Origin of the sequence: Bradyrhizobium sp. LjRoot220, from assembly GCF_964252915.1 — a bacterium.
Taxonomy (GTDB): Bacteria; Pseudomonadota; Alphaproteobacteria; order Rhizobiales; family Xanthobacteraceae; genus Bradyrhizobium.
Map to the genome: position 1 here is coordinate 84,100 of NZ_CAXUPS020000016.1, position 15,793 is coordinate 99,892.

Below are 15,793 nucleotides of genomic sequence, written 5' to 3' on the forward strand. Positions count from 1 at the left end.
ACGGTTGCCGTCTTAAGGTTCGTACGGCCAGTCGGCGGCCGATATCGTCATATCCGGCGCGGATTTGATTGGCCCGCTGACATACTCGTTCGAATCGAGCGGTCGGCAAGTGACCTCGCGCGTGAAGGTGCCTGCGTCGCCGGTCGAGCTCTCCTCTGGCCCGAGACTGCCGTCGCCGTTCTGTCTTAGAATGATGGGAGGGCCACTCGCGCAAAACTCGGGGAAAGCGATGCCGTATCCGTCTCGCCCGGCGAAGCGCCCGACCAGCAGCTGGGATGCCTGCATTCTGGCTGCCGGCGATGCCCGCATGGGGCGCTGTGCATCGAATTTGCGATAGCACGGGAACTCTTCGTGGCGCCTGAACGTGTATTTCACCATGCAGCTCGCCGCGCTCGTCTTCACGAACGGCTTGCCGGAAGAAGAAGGCGCCGCATCGCGTTCAAATATCAGGGTTTCCAGGGCCAGCGACTCGGTTTGCGGTTTCGTGCGGTTGAAAGGCCGATTTGGCGGTTCGACGATATCAGAATCATTGTCGACGGACGCGTGCGGGTTCGCCGCAATAGCTCCGCGGGAAAAGACAAGCTTGGTTTTGGGATGCGCTTCCCGTGTTTCGAGCACAAGCACGGGCCGCGATGCCCAGGATCGATGCAAGCTTGCTTTGCTTCCGTTCATCTCAAGTCTCACGTCGCCGACCGCAGGGTCCTCCTTCGCAAAGTCAATCACGCGGACGCCGACCTCCTTGTCCGTGGTCTCCAGGCTGAGGAAGCGTAGATCGTCTCTTCTCCGCGTGATCGGCATCATCGGATCAAAGCGATCTTCGATGTTGAACCTGACCGTTTTCCTGATCTTGGGCATCAAAGGCCCTTTCTCCGAGGAGGGCGCGGCGACATCGATCACCAGCATGGCGCCGCTGGGCGAGTATTTGACGCCCCAGATATTCTGAGAAAACCTGGTCCATGCAGATGCCGGTGTGGCGGCCACCGCAACATTGCGCGCGAACAGAACGAGCTGGCCCGGCCGCACAATGGCAAAGTTCTGAAAGGCGCCGAGACCGGCGCCATCGAAAACCTTCACATCGTTCAATTCAATGCATTCGGCTTTGTCGTCGTTCCCCGCCTTTTCATCGATGGTTCTGGATGCGGACCGCGAACAAAAGCCCAGGTTGCGCTTCGACTTCACGGAGATTGCGGTTGCAAATACGTTGTCTTTTGAACTCCGTGCCGGAATCTCCATGGGAAGCGGCGAAGTCGCATGCATGTCGACCTCGACCATGGAAAGCCGTGAACCCGCTTCCTCGGAGCAACGGTCCCGCTCCGGCAATGTGTGGGTCAACAACTTGGCTGCATCCGCCAGGACTATGCAGGAGACGGTGTCTCCCGGATTGTTCCTGGTCATCCAGATCAGATGATTTTTGCCCGCACTGTCGACCAGCAGATGTGGCGCCGCGTGACGGCGGCGTGGTGGCAGCCAGACTGCATTGGTAGCAGACAGATCGGGACTTCCGGCCTTGAGCAGGCCTTCCGGAATTCGCTTGAGGCCGACCGATCGGAGCTCGGCGCTGAGGTCGTATCGGTCACTGGTCGGGGTGAGAACGGGCGCGTCCTTGCAGGTGACACAGGTGACGGTGAGGTTGGACCGCACATTGTCGAAAGTCAGAATGACTTGATCCGGATCGTCCTTGTACTTGTCGCGATCGACAGCCTTGAACGGATGATCCACCACCCGGCTGACCAGAAATCTGCTGGATCGCGAGGGATCGGGCTCGAACTCGAAATAGGTCGACCGGTCCCAGGCGCGATAGGCGTCCGCGCCGCCCAGGCTGACACCCGCCAGAACCATTTTTGATTCGGTTTGGCAGCGTGCCTTTTTATCGATCGGATTCCAGACATAGCAGAGCCGAAGAGCGGCGTTCTGCAGAATGCGATCGCAATCATTCTGGTTGTAGCCATAGGTGGCCAGGCCATGGCGATAGCACAGATCGTGAAAAACGCATGCCTGCCGGAAGCGTTGCAGGACGAGGGCGCGTTGGCCACCTTCGCTCTTGATGTCGTCGAAGAACATGTTGGCCAGTCCGGGGAGGCTGCAGTTCAGCCCTTCGCCGCTGCCGCCAAGGGTGCTGACGACCTCAGGACTGGACTGGAATGAGGTCACGGTCGTTGGCATCTCGGTGGCGTCGGAAATGTCGTCGACGTTCTTGTAGATGGAATCGATCATGTCCCGGTGGAAGTAACCCGTAACAACGAGTACCAGAACCGCCGGGGCCACGACCGCAGTCACGCAGGCGACCAGTAATCCAACGCCGAAACGCCTTGACATGAAATCCCCCCGCGCACCACGAGCGAGAAACGGCCGGGCAGGCGTTTTGCTTCAAGCCATTGTCCGTTCAAAACGCCGTTCGCGACTTCGCAAAAAATAAAGAGACGGATATCAGGTCGAGAAAGACAACCATAGGTTAGCGTATTGTCAAGCGCGTGGCTTCACAAAGCAGCGCAGCCGGGGATTGCAATTTCGTGATCGAGGCCGCGCCGGATTGTCGCGGGCACTGGTGCTTTGACCTGTTTCGCTAACGCGAACCGATCTCCTTCCCCGGATCAAGTCCGAGAGCATGCCCCCTCAAACGCTTTAGTCCCGCGCGGCCGACTTGTGGCGAATTGGGGAAAACTTGCCGGCGACGAGGGGGATCGCCCGGGCCTTCAATTCGCCGCGGTAGGCGCTGGCGGCATCGGTTGTCCCTAAGCGAATTTGACGATCATTTTACCCAGCGCGGATCGCGACTGCATGGTCTTGAAAGCCTCGCGAAAATCCTCGAACGGCACCACTTTGCCGACCACGGGGCTCAACTGGCCCGAGGCGAGCCAGTCGAACAGCTGCGCGATCAGGCGGGCATGCGTTTCCGGCTCGCGCTTCTGGATTTGCGCCAGATCGACGCCGAGCAGGGCGCCGCCCTTGAGTAGCGGAAGATTAAACGCCAGGGCCGGAATGGTACCTGACGCAAACCCGACCACGAGGTGCCGTCCGCGCCAGGCGATCGAGCGAAACGCCTGCAGCGCAACCTCGCCACCAACGGGGTCGAAAATGACATCCGGGCCGTTGCCGCCGGTCAGCGCCTTCAACGTGTCGCGCCAGTTCGCCGCGGTGTAGTCGATGGTTTCGTCGGCGCCGTAACCGGCAGCGAATTCGCGTTTCTGCGGCGTCGATGCAGCCGCGATAACCTTCGCGCCCATCAGCTTGCCTAGCTGGACGGCGGCGATGCCGACGCCGCCTGCCGCGCCCAGCACCAGCAGTGTTTCGCCCGGCTTGAGGTCGGCGCGCGCGCTCAGCGCATACAGCCCCGTCAGATAATTTGCCTGAAACGAGGCGCCGGCCTCAAACGGAATCTTTGCCGGCAAATGCTTCAGCGCCGCCGACGGAACCGAGATGTACTCGGAGAGCGCGCCGGACCTGACCATGCCGACCACGGGCATGCCCGGCTTGAACGCGGCCACATCGTCGGCTGCAGCATCGACCACACCCGCAAATTCCGTGCCCGGCACGAACGGCAGCGGGTCCTTGGTCTGATAAAGCCCCTGCACCTTCAACCCGTCGACGAAGCCGACTGCGGCGGCGCCGATCCGGACGCGGACCTGGCCTGGCGGGATATCAGGCATTGGCATCTCCTTGATGGAGATGCCGTCAATCGAATCGTAATTCTCAACCACCACGGCCTTCATGCAATCATCCCCAAAATCTTTCCTGGCGCCGAGCTGCGGGCCGGCCTGCTGCGGTGCTTGTGGATTCTCATGCGCGACGCTACTCGGCCGCCTCGGCTTGCCGGTCGATCGCCTCGGCGCCGGCCTTGATCAAGGGAATGAGGTCGCGTCCGATCGCCATCGTGTCGTGCGGATTTTCAAATCCGCGCAGCAGAAAGGAGTGGATGCCGAGCCGGTAATACTCCAGCACCGCGGCTGCGATCTGTTCCGGCGTTCCGACCAGGCAGGAGGTATTGCCGGGCGCACCGGTGGCGCGCGCGATCCCCATCCATAGCCGCTCGTCATGGACGTCGGCGCGTGCGGCGTAGCCAAGCAGACGTTCGCTGGAATGGTTGCTTGGTTTCGGCGCTTCGCCGGTTTTGCGTTCGACGTCCGCCAGCAGCGCGTGCGCCTTGTCCCATGCCGCACCTTCGCTGTCCGCCATGATCGGGCGCAACGACATGTTGAAATCGGCCCTGCGTCCGAACGCGGCAGCGCGGCGGCGGAAATCGTCGACGCGGGCGCGGGTCTCGGCCAGCGGCTCACCGAAGATCGCGAACACGTCGCAATGCTCGGCACCCATTTTCAACGCGCCTTCCGAGGAGCCGCCGAAGAACAGGCGGGGATAGGGCTGCTGAAACGGCTTGATGTCCGAATAGGCGCCGTCGATGCGATAGAACTCGCCCTTGTGGTCGAACGGGCCGTCGCTGGTCCAGATCCGGCGCATCACATCGAGATACTCAGCCGCGCGGCGGTAGCGGTCGTTCTTGGGCAGGAAATCGCCTTCGCTGGCCTGGTCCTGGTCGCTGGTGCCGGCGATGACGTGCAGCGCCATCCGCCCCTGCGTCAGCTGGTCGAAGGTTGCGATCTGCCGCGCCGCCAGTGCCGGCGCCACCGAGCCCGGACGATGCGCGATCAGGAATTTAATTCTCTCGGTGTGATCGGCCGCGTACAGCGCGATCGCAAAACCTTCGGCGGCGGAAGCATAATATCCCACCAGCACGGAATCGTAGTTCCACTGTTCATGCAGGCGGGTGAAATCGATCACCCATTCGCGCGATATCTGGCCCTTGATCAGGTGGACCGCGACGCCCTCCTGCTGGGTGCCGATCATACCGATGATTTTCGCTGGCATGGCTGTTTCCTCGGGCGCTCAATTCTTTGGCCCAAATGAAACGCGCAACAACGGGGGAATGCAAGTAATTCGCAGGCTGCGAGCCGTGTCTGCCTTGCAAGGCGCCCATCAGGAAACGCTACGCGTCGGCTTCGCGGCCCGCATCCGCCATCGCTTCGCCGTTCTTCCGGCGCAGCAGCGCCGAGGTAATGTTGCGCTCGGTCAGATCCATCAGCCGATGCATGGCGCGCCGGGCGCCATCGGGGTTGCGCGCCCAGATCTCGTCGAGTATCGCTCGATGGTAAGGCAGGCTCTTGCGCGGCGCGCCCGGATTCAGCGTCGACAGATCGAAGGACATGCGCAGCGCCGCCTCGACGGTGGCGCCGAACGCGACCAGAAAATCATTGCCGGTCGCGGTCAGGATGCCACGATGGAAGCGTAGATCCGGTTCGGAATAGGCGCGGCTGTCCATGCCGGCGGCGTCCATCTCGCGATAGGCCCGTTCGATGCGGGCAAGGTCCGCATCCGAGCCGCGCTCGGCACAGATGGCCGCGGCCTCCGGCTCAACGATGCGGCGCACCTGCATCATCTGGCGCGCAAATTCTTCCCGAGGCCGCAAATCCCACGTCCATTCCAAAAGCTCGGCGTCGAGCATGTTCCAGTTGATGCGCTCGCGCACATGCGTGCCGGCCTTTTGGCGGGCGGCGATCAGCCCCTTGGCCTTGAGGATCGAGAGCGACTCGCGGATCGAGGTGCGGCTGACGCCGAATTGCACGGCGAGCTCGATCTCGCGCGGCAACGTCCAGCCTTCCTGCCACACGCCGGTGACGATCAATTTGGCGATCTCGCGCGCGACATGGGTGTTGGATTGGCGCAGTTCGATATCTCCGTTGGGTCCGCCGACCGTCGCATTCTGGCTATATTGTCTGCTTTATTGTGGTTTGTCGCCAAATCCAACCACTTTTAGTGCTGATACCTGGCCACGCTCCTTTTGACAGTCCATTTTATGTCGGTCATATTATCCAAAAATCGACAGGGAGGGCGCCATGACCAGGATCAAACCAACCGATATTGCCTCGACCATCAGCCGCCGGAAGTTGCTCCAGGCCGGCGCCGCCACGCTCGGCGCATCGGCCTTCCCGATGCCCGTGATTGCGCAAACCAAGCCCTTTGCCGGGGTTACGCTACGCGGGGCGTCGTTTCAGCACCGGTTCTTCACGCTACTGCAGAATTATATCCCCGAGTTCGAAGCACAGACCGGCATGAAGGTCGATCTGCAGCTCTCCTCGTTTCCGGTCTACAACCAGCAGGCCAATCTCGAATTGGCGTCGGGTGGTTCGGCCTTCGATTTCGTCAATGTCACCTTCATTCTGGCCTCGCGCTGGGTAGCGGCCGGGCTGCTTTCCAATCTCGATGAGTTCACCGGCGATCCGAACCTGACGCCGGCCGATTGGAATCCGAAGGATTTCGTCGAGGGCGCGCAGGTGCCTTACCGCGACGCCAAAGGCGGGACCTACGGCTATTCCTGGGAAGGCGGGGCCATGGTGATGGGCGTCTCGCGCATGGACTTGATGGAGAAGAAGGGCCTCAAGATTCCCAAAACCTTTGCGGAACTGCAGCAGGTTTGCGCCGAGATCAACGGCACCGACAACGTCAGCGGCATAGTCAGCTTCCAGCTTCATCACTGGTGCCTGCCGCCCTACATCCAGGGCTTCGGCGGCAACATCTTCAAGAATCCGCCGGCCGATATTATGCCGGCGCTGAATTCGCCGCAGGCGATCCAGGCCATCGAATACTACGCCAATCTGCTGAAGAACTACGCGCCGCGCGGCGTGCTCACCTACACCGAGGATCAGGCGCGGCAAGCGCTGCTCACCGGGCGTTCCAATATCTTCATTCATTCCAGTTCGTGGATCACGCCGACGCTGCGATCAGATGAAAGCAGGGTCAAGGACACTGCGCGCGTGGTGCGGATGCCCGCCGGCCCGGTGCGCGATTGCCCGGCCGCGAACAGCCAGGGACTTGGCATCCCCAAGAACGCCAAGAACAAGAAGGCGGCGTGGGAATTCATCAAATGGGCGGTCAGCCCGGAAATCTCGATGCGGCTGGTGAAAGAACACGGCCATTCATCGGTATGCCGCCGCTCCGTGATCGAAAGCGAGGCCTATCGCAAGCTCAACACGGTCAACGGCCAGGATCTCGGCGCGTTGTATCTTGAAGTGCTCGGGCTTCCGGCCAAGGGCGAGAACTATATGGCTTATCGGACCGTGAAGGAGTTCCCGATCGTCGGCGACGTTCTCAACAAGGCGTTCGAGCAGGTGGCAACCGGGCAGCTTGCCGGTGCGGCCGCCATGAACGCTGCGCAGGAACAGGCGGTGGCCAATATGCGGCGCGCCGGAAGCACGCTTTGACGGGAAGGGGATCGATCGACGCCGAGCGCCGCCGTTTCAACGCTTTCGCGCTGGCGCCGACCCTGATCGTGCTGTTCATGATCGCGGTGCTGCCGGCGATCTATCTGCTGGTGACCAGCTTGACGCCGTTTCAGATGGTCAATCCGGGCTCGGCGACCGATTTCAGCGCGCCGCTGCGGAACTACCGCCTGCTGCCTGATGATCCGCGCTTCGTCAATTCGCTGCTGGTGCAGGCCAAACTGTCGTTCTGGGGCGTGCTGTTCCAGGTGCTGCTGGGCATGCTGCTGGCGCTATTGCTGCACACGCAATCGCGCATCGTGGAATTCGCGCGCACGTTTTTCCTGATTCCGATGGTGCTGCCGCCGATCGTCGTCGCTGTGATCTGGAAGCTGATCTATACGCCGGACATCAGCCCGATCTACTACGCGGCCGGCCTATTGAATTTCACCATGCCGTCACTGACCTCAAGTGTCGATTTCGCGCTGACCGCGATCATCATCGCCGACACCTGGGAATGGATGCCCTTCACCTTCCTGATGGTGCTGGCGGCATTGCAGACCATCCCGGAGGAATTCTCCGAGGCCGCGCTGGTCGATGGCGCCAACCGGCTGCAGATTTTCTTCTATATCACGCTACCCTTCATTACGCCGATCCTGATCATCTCGGCGATGTTTCGTTTGATCGACAGCGTCAAGGCGTTTCCGCTGGTGTTTTTGCTGACCGGCGGCGGACCGGGCAGCGTTACCGAAGTCACCAACTACTATGCGTACCTGCTGGCATTCGATTTCAACGAGATCGGCTATTCCAGCGCGGTCACCATCGTGATGCTGCTTCTGGTCGTCGCGGTCAGCTTTGGCGTGGTGTGGATGGGCCGCCGCCGCGAGGCGATGGCATGAGCGGACATTTCCATCGCAGGGCGAGCACCAGGCGGCTGATTGCGATCGGCGTGACGCTGCTCGTGCTGCTGTCGCCGTTCCTGTGGCTGCTGCAGATGAGCTTCAAGCCCAACGACCTGATCCTGCAATTCCCGCCGCCCTTGATCTTCAAGCCAACGCTGGAACATTATACCTCGCTGCTGCACGGCGCGTTCGCCGCGTCCTTTGGCAACAGCCTGATGAGCGCGTCGTTCTCGACCGTGCTGGCGCTGCTGCTCGGGGTGCCCGCGGCCTACGCGCTGTCGCGCTGGTCGGGTCGCGGCAAGCACGGCCTGAGTTTTGCCATTTTGGTGACGCGGATGGCGCCGCCGATCGCGTTCACGATTCCGTTCTTTCTGTTCTATCGCTGGATCGGCCTGCTCGACACCGTGACCGGGCTGGTGCTGGTCTATACCAGTTTCAACCTGCCGCTGGTGGTCTGGATGATGCAACCGTTCTTCGAGACCGTGCCGTCGTCGCTGGAAGAGGCGGCATTGGTCGACGGCGCGTCGACGCGAACGGTGTTCCTCGAAATCGTGTTGCCGATGGTGACGCCGGGCATCGCCGCGACCGCGATCCTCTGCTTTCTCTACGCCTGGAACGATTTCTTCTTTGCTCTGATCCTGACGCGGACCAATGCGCGCACGGCGCCGGTTGCGGTGGTCAATTTCATGAATTATGAGGGGTGGGAGTGGGGCAAGATCGCCGCGGGCGGATCGCTTGTAATGGCGCCGGTGCTGATTTTTTCGCTCGCGGTGCGCCGTTATCTGGTGAGCGGGTTGACGGCGGGTGCCGTGAAGGGGTGAGAGCGATGCATACGCTTCGCAGCGGCGCTATTGAGGCGAGCATCAAGGCCGACGGCGCTGAACTGTGCTCGCTCAGAAATGCCGAAGGGATCGAGCTGCTGTGGCAGGCGGGGCCTGCATGGCCGCGCCATTCGCCGTTGCTGTTTCCGATCGTTGGCCGCCTCAAGAACGATCAACTGCGGCACCGTGGCAAAACCTATCCGATGACGCAGCATGGTTTTGCGAGAGATCACCGGTTCGAGTGGGCAGAGCAGGAGGCTACGTCGTGCAAGCTGGTGCTTGTCGATTCAGACGCGACGCGCGTCCGTTATCCCTTCGCGTTTCGGCTCGATGTGACTTACACGATTGAAAATGCCGGTCTGACAGTGGCCTTCGATATCACCAACAGCGGCGATGAGACCTTGCCGGCTTCGATCGGCGCACATCCAGCGTTCAACTGGCCATTGCTGCCGGGATTGGAAAAGGAAGCCTACGCGCTCACCTTCTCGCACCAAGAGACCGTGCCGATCCGCAGGTTGGCCGGCGGGCTGCTACGCGCAAAGGCGGAACCGTCGCCGGTTCGCGGCAAGATTCTTCCCCTCTCGGAGCGGCTGTTCGACGATGACGCGGTCATTATCGATCAGCTCGCGAGCCGTTCGGTTCGCTATGCCGCCGATCATGGGCCGTCGATCGAGATGTCATGGGAAGGATTTTCCGAGCTTGGTGTCTGGTCGAAACCGGGCGGCGCGGCGTTTGTCTGCATCGAGCCCTGGCACGGCTTTGCCAGCCCGTCGGATTTTGATGGCGAGTTCGCCGACAAGCCTGGCGTGATGCAGATCGCGCCCGGCGAACAGCGATCGCTCGGTTACCGGATCCGCGTCGGCTGACGCCAATTGAGGTTCATTCGGCTAAATATTCGGCAGCCGTTTTCGAGACGGCCGTCATAGACTGCGTTCAAATCATGAGAACGTGTGTCGCGAGCGAAGCCGATGAAGAAGTTCCCGCTGATCATGTTGCTGATGGCTTCACCTGCTTGGGCGCAAACGCCATCGGCGTCCAAGCCTGCATCCAAGGGTACGTCGGCACGCGCGGATGCCTGCGCCCCGATCGGCCGTACCGCAAAGGGCGAGCTGGTTTATTCGATGAAGTGCGACAACCTGCCGGTGCCGCCGTCTGCGCAGGTCGAGGCCAGGGAGGCGCCCGTGGCGGTCCCGGCGCCGGAACCGGAAGTGCAGCGGGGCGGCATTTTCGGCTGGTCTTACGACCGCCGGCCCAAAAGCGAGTAGGCCGTGAGTAGGTCAGGTCTTCGAAACCGACACTTTGGCCGGAATGGTCCTTGCTTCCGCTAATCCCGGCTGCAATGGATATGCCGAACCCCATTTGCAGCCCCTGATGAGAAGAGATCGATGAGCCAATTAATTGTCCGCGCCGGCGACTTCACCTTCGAGGCCCGGTTTGAAGAGCAACTGGCGCCCAAGACGGTTGCCGCCTTTCGCAAGGCGATGCCGTTCGAAAGCCAGGCCATCCATGTCCGCTGGAGCGGCGAGGGGGTCTGGATGCCGCTCGGCGAACTCGATTTCGGCGTCTCTTACGAAAACCACACCAGCTATCCCGCGCCGGGCCAGATCATTCTCTATCCCGGCGGCATCAGCGAAACTGAAATCCTGCTCGCCTATGGCGGCGTGCATTTCGCCAGCAAGATGGGCCAGCTCGCCGGCAACCATTTCATCACCCTGACCTCGGGGCTGGAGAACCTCACCGCGTTCGGCAAGACCGTGCTGTGGAAGGGTGCGCAAAAAATCCGTTTCGAGGAAATCTGACGTGACGGAGCCCGGCTACCCCCGCGATCTCCGCGGCTACGGCCGCAACCCACCCGATCCGCTATGGCCGGGCAAGGCGCGGGTGGCCGTGCAGTTCGTGGTGAATTTCGAGGAGGGCGGCGAGAACAACATCCTGCACGGCGATCGCGCCTCCGAAGCGTTCCTGTCGGACGTGCTGGGCGCGCAGCCCTGGCCGGGGAAGCGCCACGCCAATATCGAATCGATGTTCGAGTACGGCTCGCGCGCCGGCTTCTGGCGGCTGTGGCGGATGTTCACCGAACGCAAGCTGCCGGCCACCGTGTTCGGCGTCGCGACGGCGCTGAAGCGCAATCCCGAAGTGGTCGCCGCCATGAAGGAGGCCGGCTGGGACATCGCCAGCCACAGCCTGAAATGGATCGAACACAGGGACATGTCGGAAACCGAAGAGCGGGCGGAAATCGCCGAAGCGATTCGCGTTCACACCGCGGCGACTGGCGAGCGTCCGCTCGGCTGGTACACCGGCCGCTCCTCGATCAATACGCTCCGGCTTTTGATGGAGGCCGGTGGGCTGCTTTATCTGTGCGATTCCTATGCCGACGACCTGCCGTACTGGATCAAGTCGGGCGGATTGCCGCCGCATCTGGTCATCCCCTACACGCTCGACGCCAACGACATGCGTTTTGTGAACCCGCAGGGGTTTGGCGGCGGCGACGAGTTCTTCACCTACCTGAAGGATAGCTTCGATGTGCTCTACGCCGAAGGTGCGACCTCGCCCAAGATGATGTCGGTCGGCCTGCATTGCCGCGTCGTCGGCCGGCCCGGCCGTGCGGCGTCGCTGATGCGGTTCCTCGATTATGTCATGAGGCATGACGGCGTCTGGGTGCCGACGCGGTTGCAGATCGCGCAGCATTGGCACGCCAATCTCAGCCATCTCGCCGAAAGCGCCGCCGATATCGGATAGGTCAGGGAGTGCCGATGAAGCTTTCCGATCTGAATATCGCCGGCAAGGACGAGTTCGTCAAAGCGCTCGGCAATATCTTCGAGTATTCCCCCTGGATCGCCGAACAGGCGGCCGCCGCGCGGCCGTTCGTCAGCGTAAATGCGCTGTTCGACGCGATGAAGCAAGTGGTCGATCGCGCGCCCGCCGACATTCGTCTCGCGCTGATCGAGGCGCACCCTGATCTCGCCAGCAAGACCCAGCGCGCCGCGGGCCTCACGGCCGAATCCAACGCAGAACAGCACAGCGTCGGCCTCGACCGGTTGTCGGATGCGGAATTTGAAGCGTTCGAGCGCGCCAACAATGCCTACCGCGAAAAGTTCGGTTTCCCCTATATCGTCTGCGTGCGCCGTCACACGAAGGACTCCATCCTGCGCGATTTCGAACGCCGGCTGCCGAACGATGTCAGGACCGAGGCGCAGGCCTCGATCGCGGAAATATACCGGATCGCGGCGCTGCGTCTCGACCAGCTGGTGAAGGCGGACGACAAGCTCCCGATACACGGACGGCTATCGACCCATGTGCTGGACACCCATAGCGGCAAGCCCGCGGCAGGCATTTCCGTCGTGCTCACCGAACTGTCCGATCTTGGCCAAGCCCGCGTGGTGGCGCGCGCGGTCACCAACAGCGACGGCCGCACCGACCTGCCCCTGATCGGCGGCCGCCCGGTGCCGATCGGGCGCTATGAACTGATGTTTCGCGTCGGCGACTATTTTGCGGCGCGTAACGTGCCGATGTCGGACCCGCCGTTCCTCGACCAGATTCCGCTGCGCTTCTCGGTAAGCGATCCCGAAGGCCATCTCCACGTGCCGCTATTGGTCACGCCGTGGAGCTACGCGACGTATCGGGGGAGTTAGGTCATTCCCCTCATGGTGAGGAGCGCGCCTTCGCGCGTCTCGAACCATGAGGCCCCGATCTCGCCCGCGGCCATCCTTCGAGACGACCGCTTCGCGGTCTCCTCAGTCCGTATGTGGGCAAAGCGCAGCGTGCCCACCAACTTCTTTTGCGCAAGAATGGTGGGCACGGCGTAAGCGCGCCTTTGCCCACCCTACATCTCAGGATGAGGACCGCCCTCACACATGCTGCGCCGATGACGCTGCAGCCGCGGCATCCGCTTCTGCCGCCGCCTTGCTGCCAAGGCCATTGAAAAACGCGTTCAGCGCCACGGCGACCAGCGCGCACAGCAGGATGCCGGATTCCAGCAGCGGATGCAGACCATGCGGCAGGTGCTTGAAGAAATTCGGCGCCACCAGCGGGATCATGCCGAAGCCGACGGAGATCGCGACCACGAACAGGTTGAACTGGTTGTTCTTGAAATCGACGGTGGAGAGGATGCGCGCGCCGGTCGCCGCCACCATGCCGAACATCACGAGCCCGGCGCCGCCGAGCACCACGAGCGGCACGGCTTCAACCAATACCGCCATCTTCGGCAACAGCCCGAGCAGCAGCATGATGGCGCCGCCTGAAATCGTGACCCAGCGCGAGCGCACCCCGGTGACGCTGACCAGGCCGATGGTTCCGGTGACCACGGGCGGAAACAGCGGCAGCAGCCGGCTGATGAAGGGCGCGGCAAGGATGCCGAAGATTCCGGCAGCGATCACCGAGCCATAGATCCCGAGCAGGCCGACGTCAGGCGCGGCGGCCATCGACAGCATCGGGCCAACCGACGCGAACGTCACCCCCATCATCACGGGCAGCCGGATGCCGACCCCGGGGAAGCCGATACACTGCACCAGTGTGGCGAGGCCGCAGGCGAACAGATCGGCCGAGATCAGGAAGGCGACGTCCTCCGGCGGCAGTTTCAGGGCGCGGCCGATAATCAAGGGCACCGCGACCGCGCCGGCATACATGACCAGCACGTGCTGCAGGCCGAGCGCCAGCAGCCGTGGCGCCGGCAGCGTCTGGTCGACCGGATGGAGTTCGGTGGTGGTGGTCATGAATGGCTCCCCTGGCACGCGCGCCCGGCCCATGCGAACCGTTACAAGGCCCGTGCCAGAGCTTGCTCAGGAGACCCTCCAGGAGCCTGCCCAAGCACTTGCTCAATGGCACGAACGTTGCTCAATATTGGACCATATCGGGCGATCAACGTCCCGCAAAATTGTCAGTCGAACTGGAGGCTGCCACGTGCCGCTGATCAAGAACAGATACGGGAAGGGCCGCGTCCGCGTGATGCGCATCCATCGCGAGGCTGATAGCCACGAGGTCAGCCAACTAAACGTCAAGGCGATGATGGAAGGCGACTTTGCCCGCACCTACACCCACGGCAACAATTCTGCCTCGGTGTCGACCGACACCATCAAGAACGTCGTCAACGTCATCGCGCGTGAAAACACCGGTCTCTGCACCGAGGAATTTTGCCAGGTGCTGGCGCAGAAATATCTCGACACCTATCCGCAGATCGCCTCGGTCGCGCTCACCGTGCACGAGACCAAATGGAGCCGGCTCAGTTTTGGCGGCAAGCCGCATCCGCACAGTTTCGTCCTCGACAGCAACGGCAAGCCCACCGTTGAACTGTCCGCCGTCCGCGGCGGCGCCACCACGATGGCATCAGGCATCGACGGGTTTACGTTCATGAAGGCGACGCAGTCGGGCTGGGAGAATTACGTCACGGACGCCTACACCACGATCCCGCCGACCGCCGACCGCATGTGCGCGACCAGCATGGTGGCGTCGTGGAAATGGTCGGGCAAACCTGCGAATTACCCCGCGACCAACAGGAAGATTCTCGATACGGCGCTGGAAGTGTTCGCGACGACCTACAGCAAGAGCGTGCAGGACAGCCTGTACCGGATGGGCGAGGCGGCGCTGGCGGCGGTGCCGGAGATTTCCGAGATCAGCATGGCTTGCCCGAACATGCACTTCATCCCGATCAACCTGTCGGCATTCGGGCTCGATAACAACAACGACGTATTCCTGCCGACCGACGAGCCGCACGGCCAGATCGAATGCACGGTGGGGCGGGGATAGTCCTCGTGTCCCGGACGCGGTGCAGCGTTCTTTACGCTGCTCCGCAGAGCCGGGACCCATGCTAACTGTGGAAATGTGGGCCCCGGCTCTGCAGCGCACCGCTTACGCGCTGCGCTGCGTCCGGGGCACGAGACTTATCCAAGGTTCTGAAGAAAAGGAGGAACCCATGCCGGAATTGATCGATATGGGTACGCTGCAGCTCAGGTTCCTGCACACCAAGGATGAGACCGGAGGCAGTCTCGATATGTTCGAGATGACGCTGCAGCCGAATGCGCGCATGCCGGTGCCGCATTATCACGAGAATTGGGACGAAATCATCTATGGCTTGGCGGGAATGACAACCTGGCGCATCGATGGCACGGAGATCAACGTGGCGCCCGGCGTAAGCCTCTTCATCAAGCGCGGCGTCGTCCACGGCTTTACGAATAACACCGCCGAACCGGCAACGTGCCTTTGCACGCTTACCCCCGGGGTGCTGGGGCCGTCTTACTTCAAGGAGATATCCGCGCTGTTGAGCGGTGGCGCGCCGGATCCGGCAAAAATGAAATCAACGATGCTGCGCTACGGACTCATTCCGGTGCCTCCACCGCCGGCGGCCTAGTCGCGGCGTAGCGAATGACCCGACCCGGACATGGACCGAACGCAGCGCAACGCGCTTTCGATGACCTGCGCGGGAATGTGAATTGACTGTCGGCAATATGGCCTGTCTGGTTCAATGGATTGACGCTGTGACGTCCATCCGATGGAGGTTCCGATGCGCATTCCGGCTTTGCTGATTTTGACGGCCGTCACCGTTGTGACGTCGGCGCCGGCGCTGGCCCAGACTTATGGCGGCAACTATCCGGTCTGCCTGCAGCACTATCGCTGGGGAGGAAGCGACATCGAATGCGCTTACAGCTCGCTGGCACAATGCAAGGCGTCGGCGTCGGGCCTTGGCGCCGTGTGCCTCGCCAATCCATATTATGCGAATGCGCAACTGCCGCGGGAGCAGGCTCACCGGCGGTATCCTCGCGCCTACTAGATTCATCCGTGGGTCGTTCGGATTCAGTCCGTAGGGTGGGCAAAGGCGCGCTTGCGC

16 protein-coding genes are annotated in these 15,793 nt (G+C 62.0%); 11 read left to right on the forward strand and 5 right to left on the reverse strand.

Annotated features, from left to right (window positions below):
* Nucleotides 1-12 precede the first annotated feature (12 nt).
* The 4 genes from ACSQ84_RS35155 to ACSQ84_RS35170 all read right to left on the reverse strand — a co-directional run bounded on the left by ACSQ84_RS35155 (nt 13) and on the right by ACSQ84_RS35170 (nt 5,725).
* Complete coding sequence (locus ACSQ84_RS35155; RefSeq protein WP_436216336.1) at nt 13-2,316, reverse strand: hypothetical protein; 2,304 nt, start codon at nt 2,314-2,316, stop codon at nt 13-15.
* Between the two features lie 416 nt (nt 2,317-2,732).
* On the reverse strand, nt 2,733-3,710 hold the full coding sequence (locus ACSQ84_RS35160) for an NADPH:quinone oxidoreductase family protein (protein ID WP_436216337.1): 978 nt from the start codon (nt 3,708-3,710) through the stop codon (nt 2,733-2,735).
* Nucleotides 3,711-3,789: 79 nt separating this feature from the next.
* Nucleotides 3,790-4,863 carry an LLM class flavin-dependent oxidoreductase gene (locus ACSQ84_RS35165; RefSeq protein ID WP_436216338.1) on the reverse strand — a complete coding sequence of 358 codons (1,074 nt, stop codon included), beginning with the start codon at nt 4,861-4,863 and terminating at the stop codon, nt 3,790-3,792.
* Between the two features lie 118 nt (nt 4,864-4,981).
* Nucleotides 4,982-5,725 (reverse strand): FadR/GntR family transcriptional regulator, encoded by a 744-nt coding sequence (locus tag ACSQ84_RS35170; protein WP_436216369.1) that lies wholly within the window; start codon nt 5,723-5,725, stop codon nt 4,982-4,984.
* 163 nt (nt 5,726-5,888) lie between these two features.
* Between ACSQ84_RS35170 and ACSQ84_RS35175 the strand changes: the two genes are divergently transcribed.
* The 8 genes from ACSQ84_RS35175 to uraD all read left to right on the forward strand — a co-directional run bounded on the left by ACSQ84_RS35175 (nt 5,889) and on the right by uraD (nt 12,605).
* On the forward strand, nt 5,889-7,253 hold the full coding sequence (locus ACSQ84_RS35175) for an ABC transporter substrate-binding protein (protein WP_436216339.1): 1,365 nt from the start codon (nt 5,889-5,891) through the stop codon (nt 7,251-7,253).
* A complete protein-coding gene (locus ACSQ84_RS35180) occupies nt 7,250-8,149 on the forward strand; it encodes a carbohydrate ABC transporter permease (protein WP_436216340.1) in 900 nt (299 codons plus the stop codon). The genes ACSQ84_RS35175 and ACSQ84_RS35180 overlap by 4 nt, the downstream gene beginning before the upstream one ends.
* A complete protein-coding gene (locus tag ACSQ84_RS35185; protein WP_436216341.1) occupies nt 8,146-8,973 on the forward strand; it encodes a carbohydrate ABC transporter permease in 828 nt (275 codons plus the stop codon). The genes ACSQ84_RS35180 and ACSQ84_RS35185 overlap by 4 nt, the downstream gene beginning before the upstream one ends.
* A 5-nt stretch (nt 8,974-8,978) precedes the next feature.
* Nucleotides 8,979-9,839 (forward strand): aldose 1-epimerase family protein, encoded by an 861-nt coding sequence (locus ACSQ84_RS35190; protein WP_436216342.1) that lies wholly within the window; start codon nt 8,979-8,981, stop codon nt 9,837-9,839.
* 102 nt (nt 9,840-9,941) lie between these two features.
* Entirely contained in the window at nt 9,942-10,238 is a 297-nt protein-coding gene (locus ACSQ84_RS35195) for a hypothetical protein (RefSeq protein ID WP_436216343.1), read from the forward strand.
* Nucleotides 10,239-10,358: 120 nt separating this feature from the next.
* Nucleotides 10,359-10,772, forward strand: a complete 414-nt coding sequence (locus ACSQ84_RS35200; protein ID WP_436216344.1) for a DUF3830 family protein — start codon at nt 10,359-10,361, stop codon at nt 10,770-10,772.
* A 1-nt stretch (nt 10,773) separates the two neighbouring features.
* On the forward strand, nt 10,774-11,712 hold the full coding sequence (gene puuE, locus ACSQ84_RS35205; RefSeq protein WP_436216345.1) for an allantoinase PuuE: 939 nt from the start codon (nt 10,774-10,776) through the stop codon (nt 11,710-11,712).
* A 14-nt stretch (nt 11,713-11,726) separates the two neighbouring features.
* Nucleotides 11,727-12,605, forward strand: a complete 879-nt coding sequence (uraD, locus tag ACSQ84_RS35210) for a 2-oxo-4-hydroxy-4-carboxy-5-ureidoimidazoline decarboxylase (protein WP_436216346.1) — start codon at nt 11,727-11,729, stop codon at nt 12,603-12,605.
* A gap of 216 nt (nt 12,606-12,821) precedes the next feature.
* On the opposite strand, the gene ACSQ84_RS35215 is transcribed toward uraD, so the two are convergent.
* On the reverse strand, nt 12,822-13,685 hold the full coding sequence (locus tag ACSQ84_RS35215; protein WP_436216347.1) for a solute carrier family 23 protein: 864 nt from the start codon (nt 13,683-13,685) through the stop codon (nt 12,822-12,824).
* Nucleotides 13,686-13,872: 187 nt separating this feature from the next.
* On the opposite strand from ACSQ84_RS35215, the gene pucL reads away from it, so the two are divergent.
* From pucL to ACSQ84_RS35230, 3 genes are all read left to right on the forward strand, one after another.
* A complete protein-coding gene (gene pucL, locus ACSQ84_RS35220; protein ID WP_436216348.1) occupies nt 13,873-14,715 on the forward strand; it encodes a factor-independent urate hydroxylase in 843 nt (280 codons plus the stop codon).
* A 58-nt stretch (nt 14,716-14,773) separates the two neighbouring features.
* Nucleotides 14,774-15,316: a cupin domain-containing protein gene (locus tag ACSQ84_RS35225; RefSeq protein ID WP_436216349.1), complete on the forward strand. Its 543-nt coding sequence runs from the start codon at nt 14,774-14,776 to the stop codon at nt 15,314-15,316.
* A 153-nt stretch (nt 15,317-15,469) separates the two neighbouring features.
* Nucleotides 15,470-15,736, forward strand: a complete 267-nt coding sequence (locus tag ACSQ84_RS35230; protein WP_436216350.1) for a DUF3551 domain-containing protein — start codon at nt 15,470-15,472, stop codon at nt 15,734-15,736.
* The last annotated feature ends 57 nt before the right edge of the window (nt 15,737-15,793 follow it).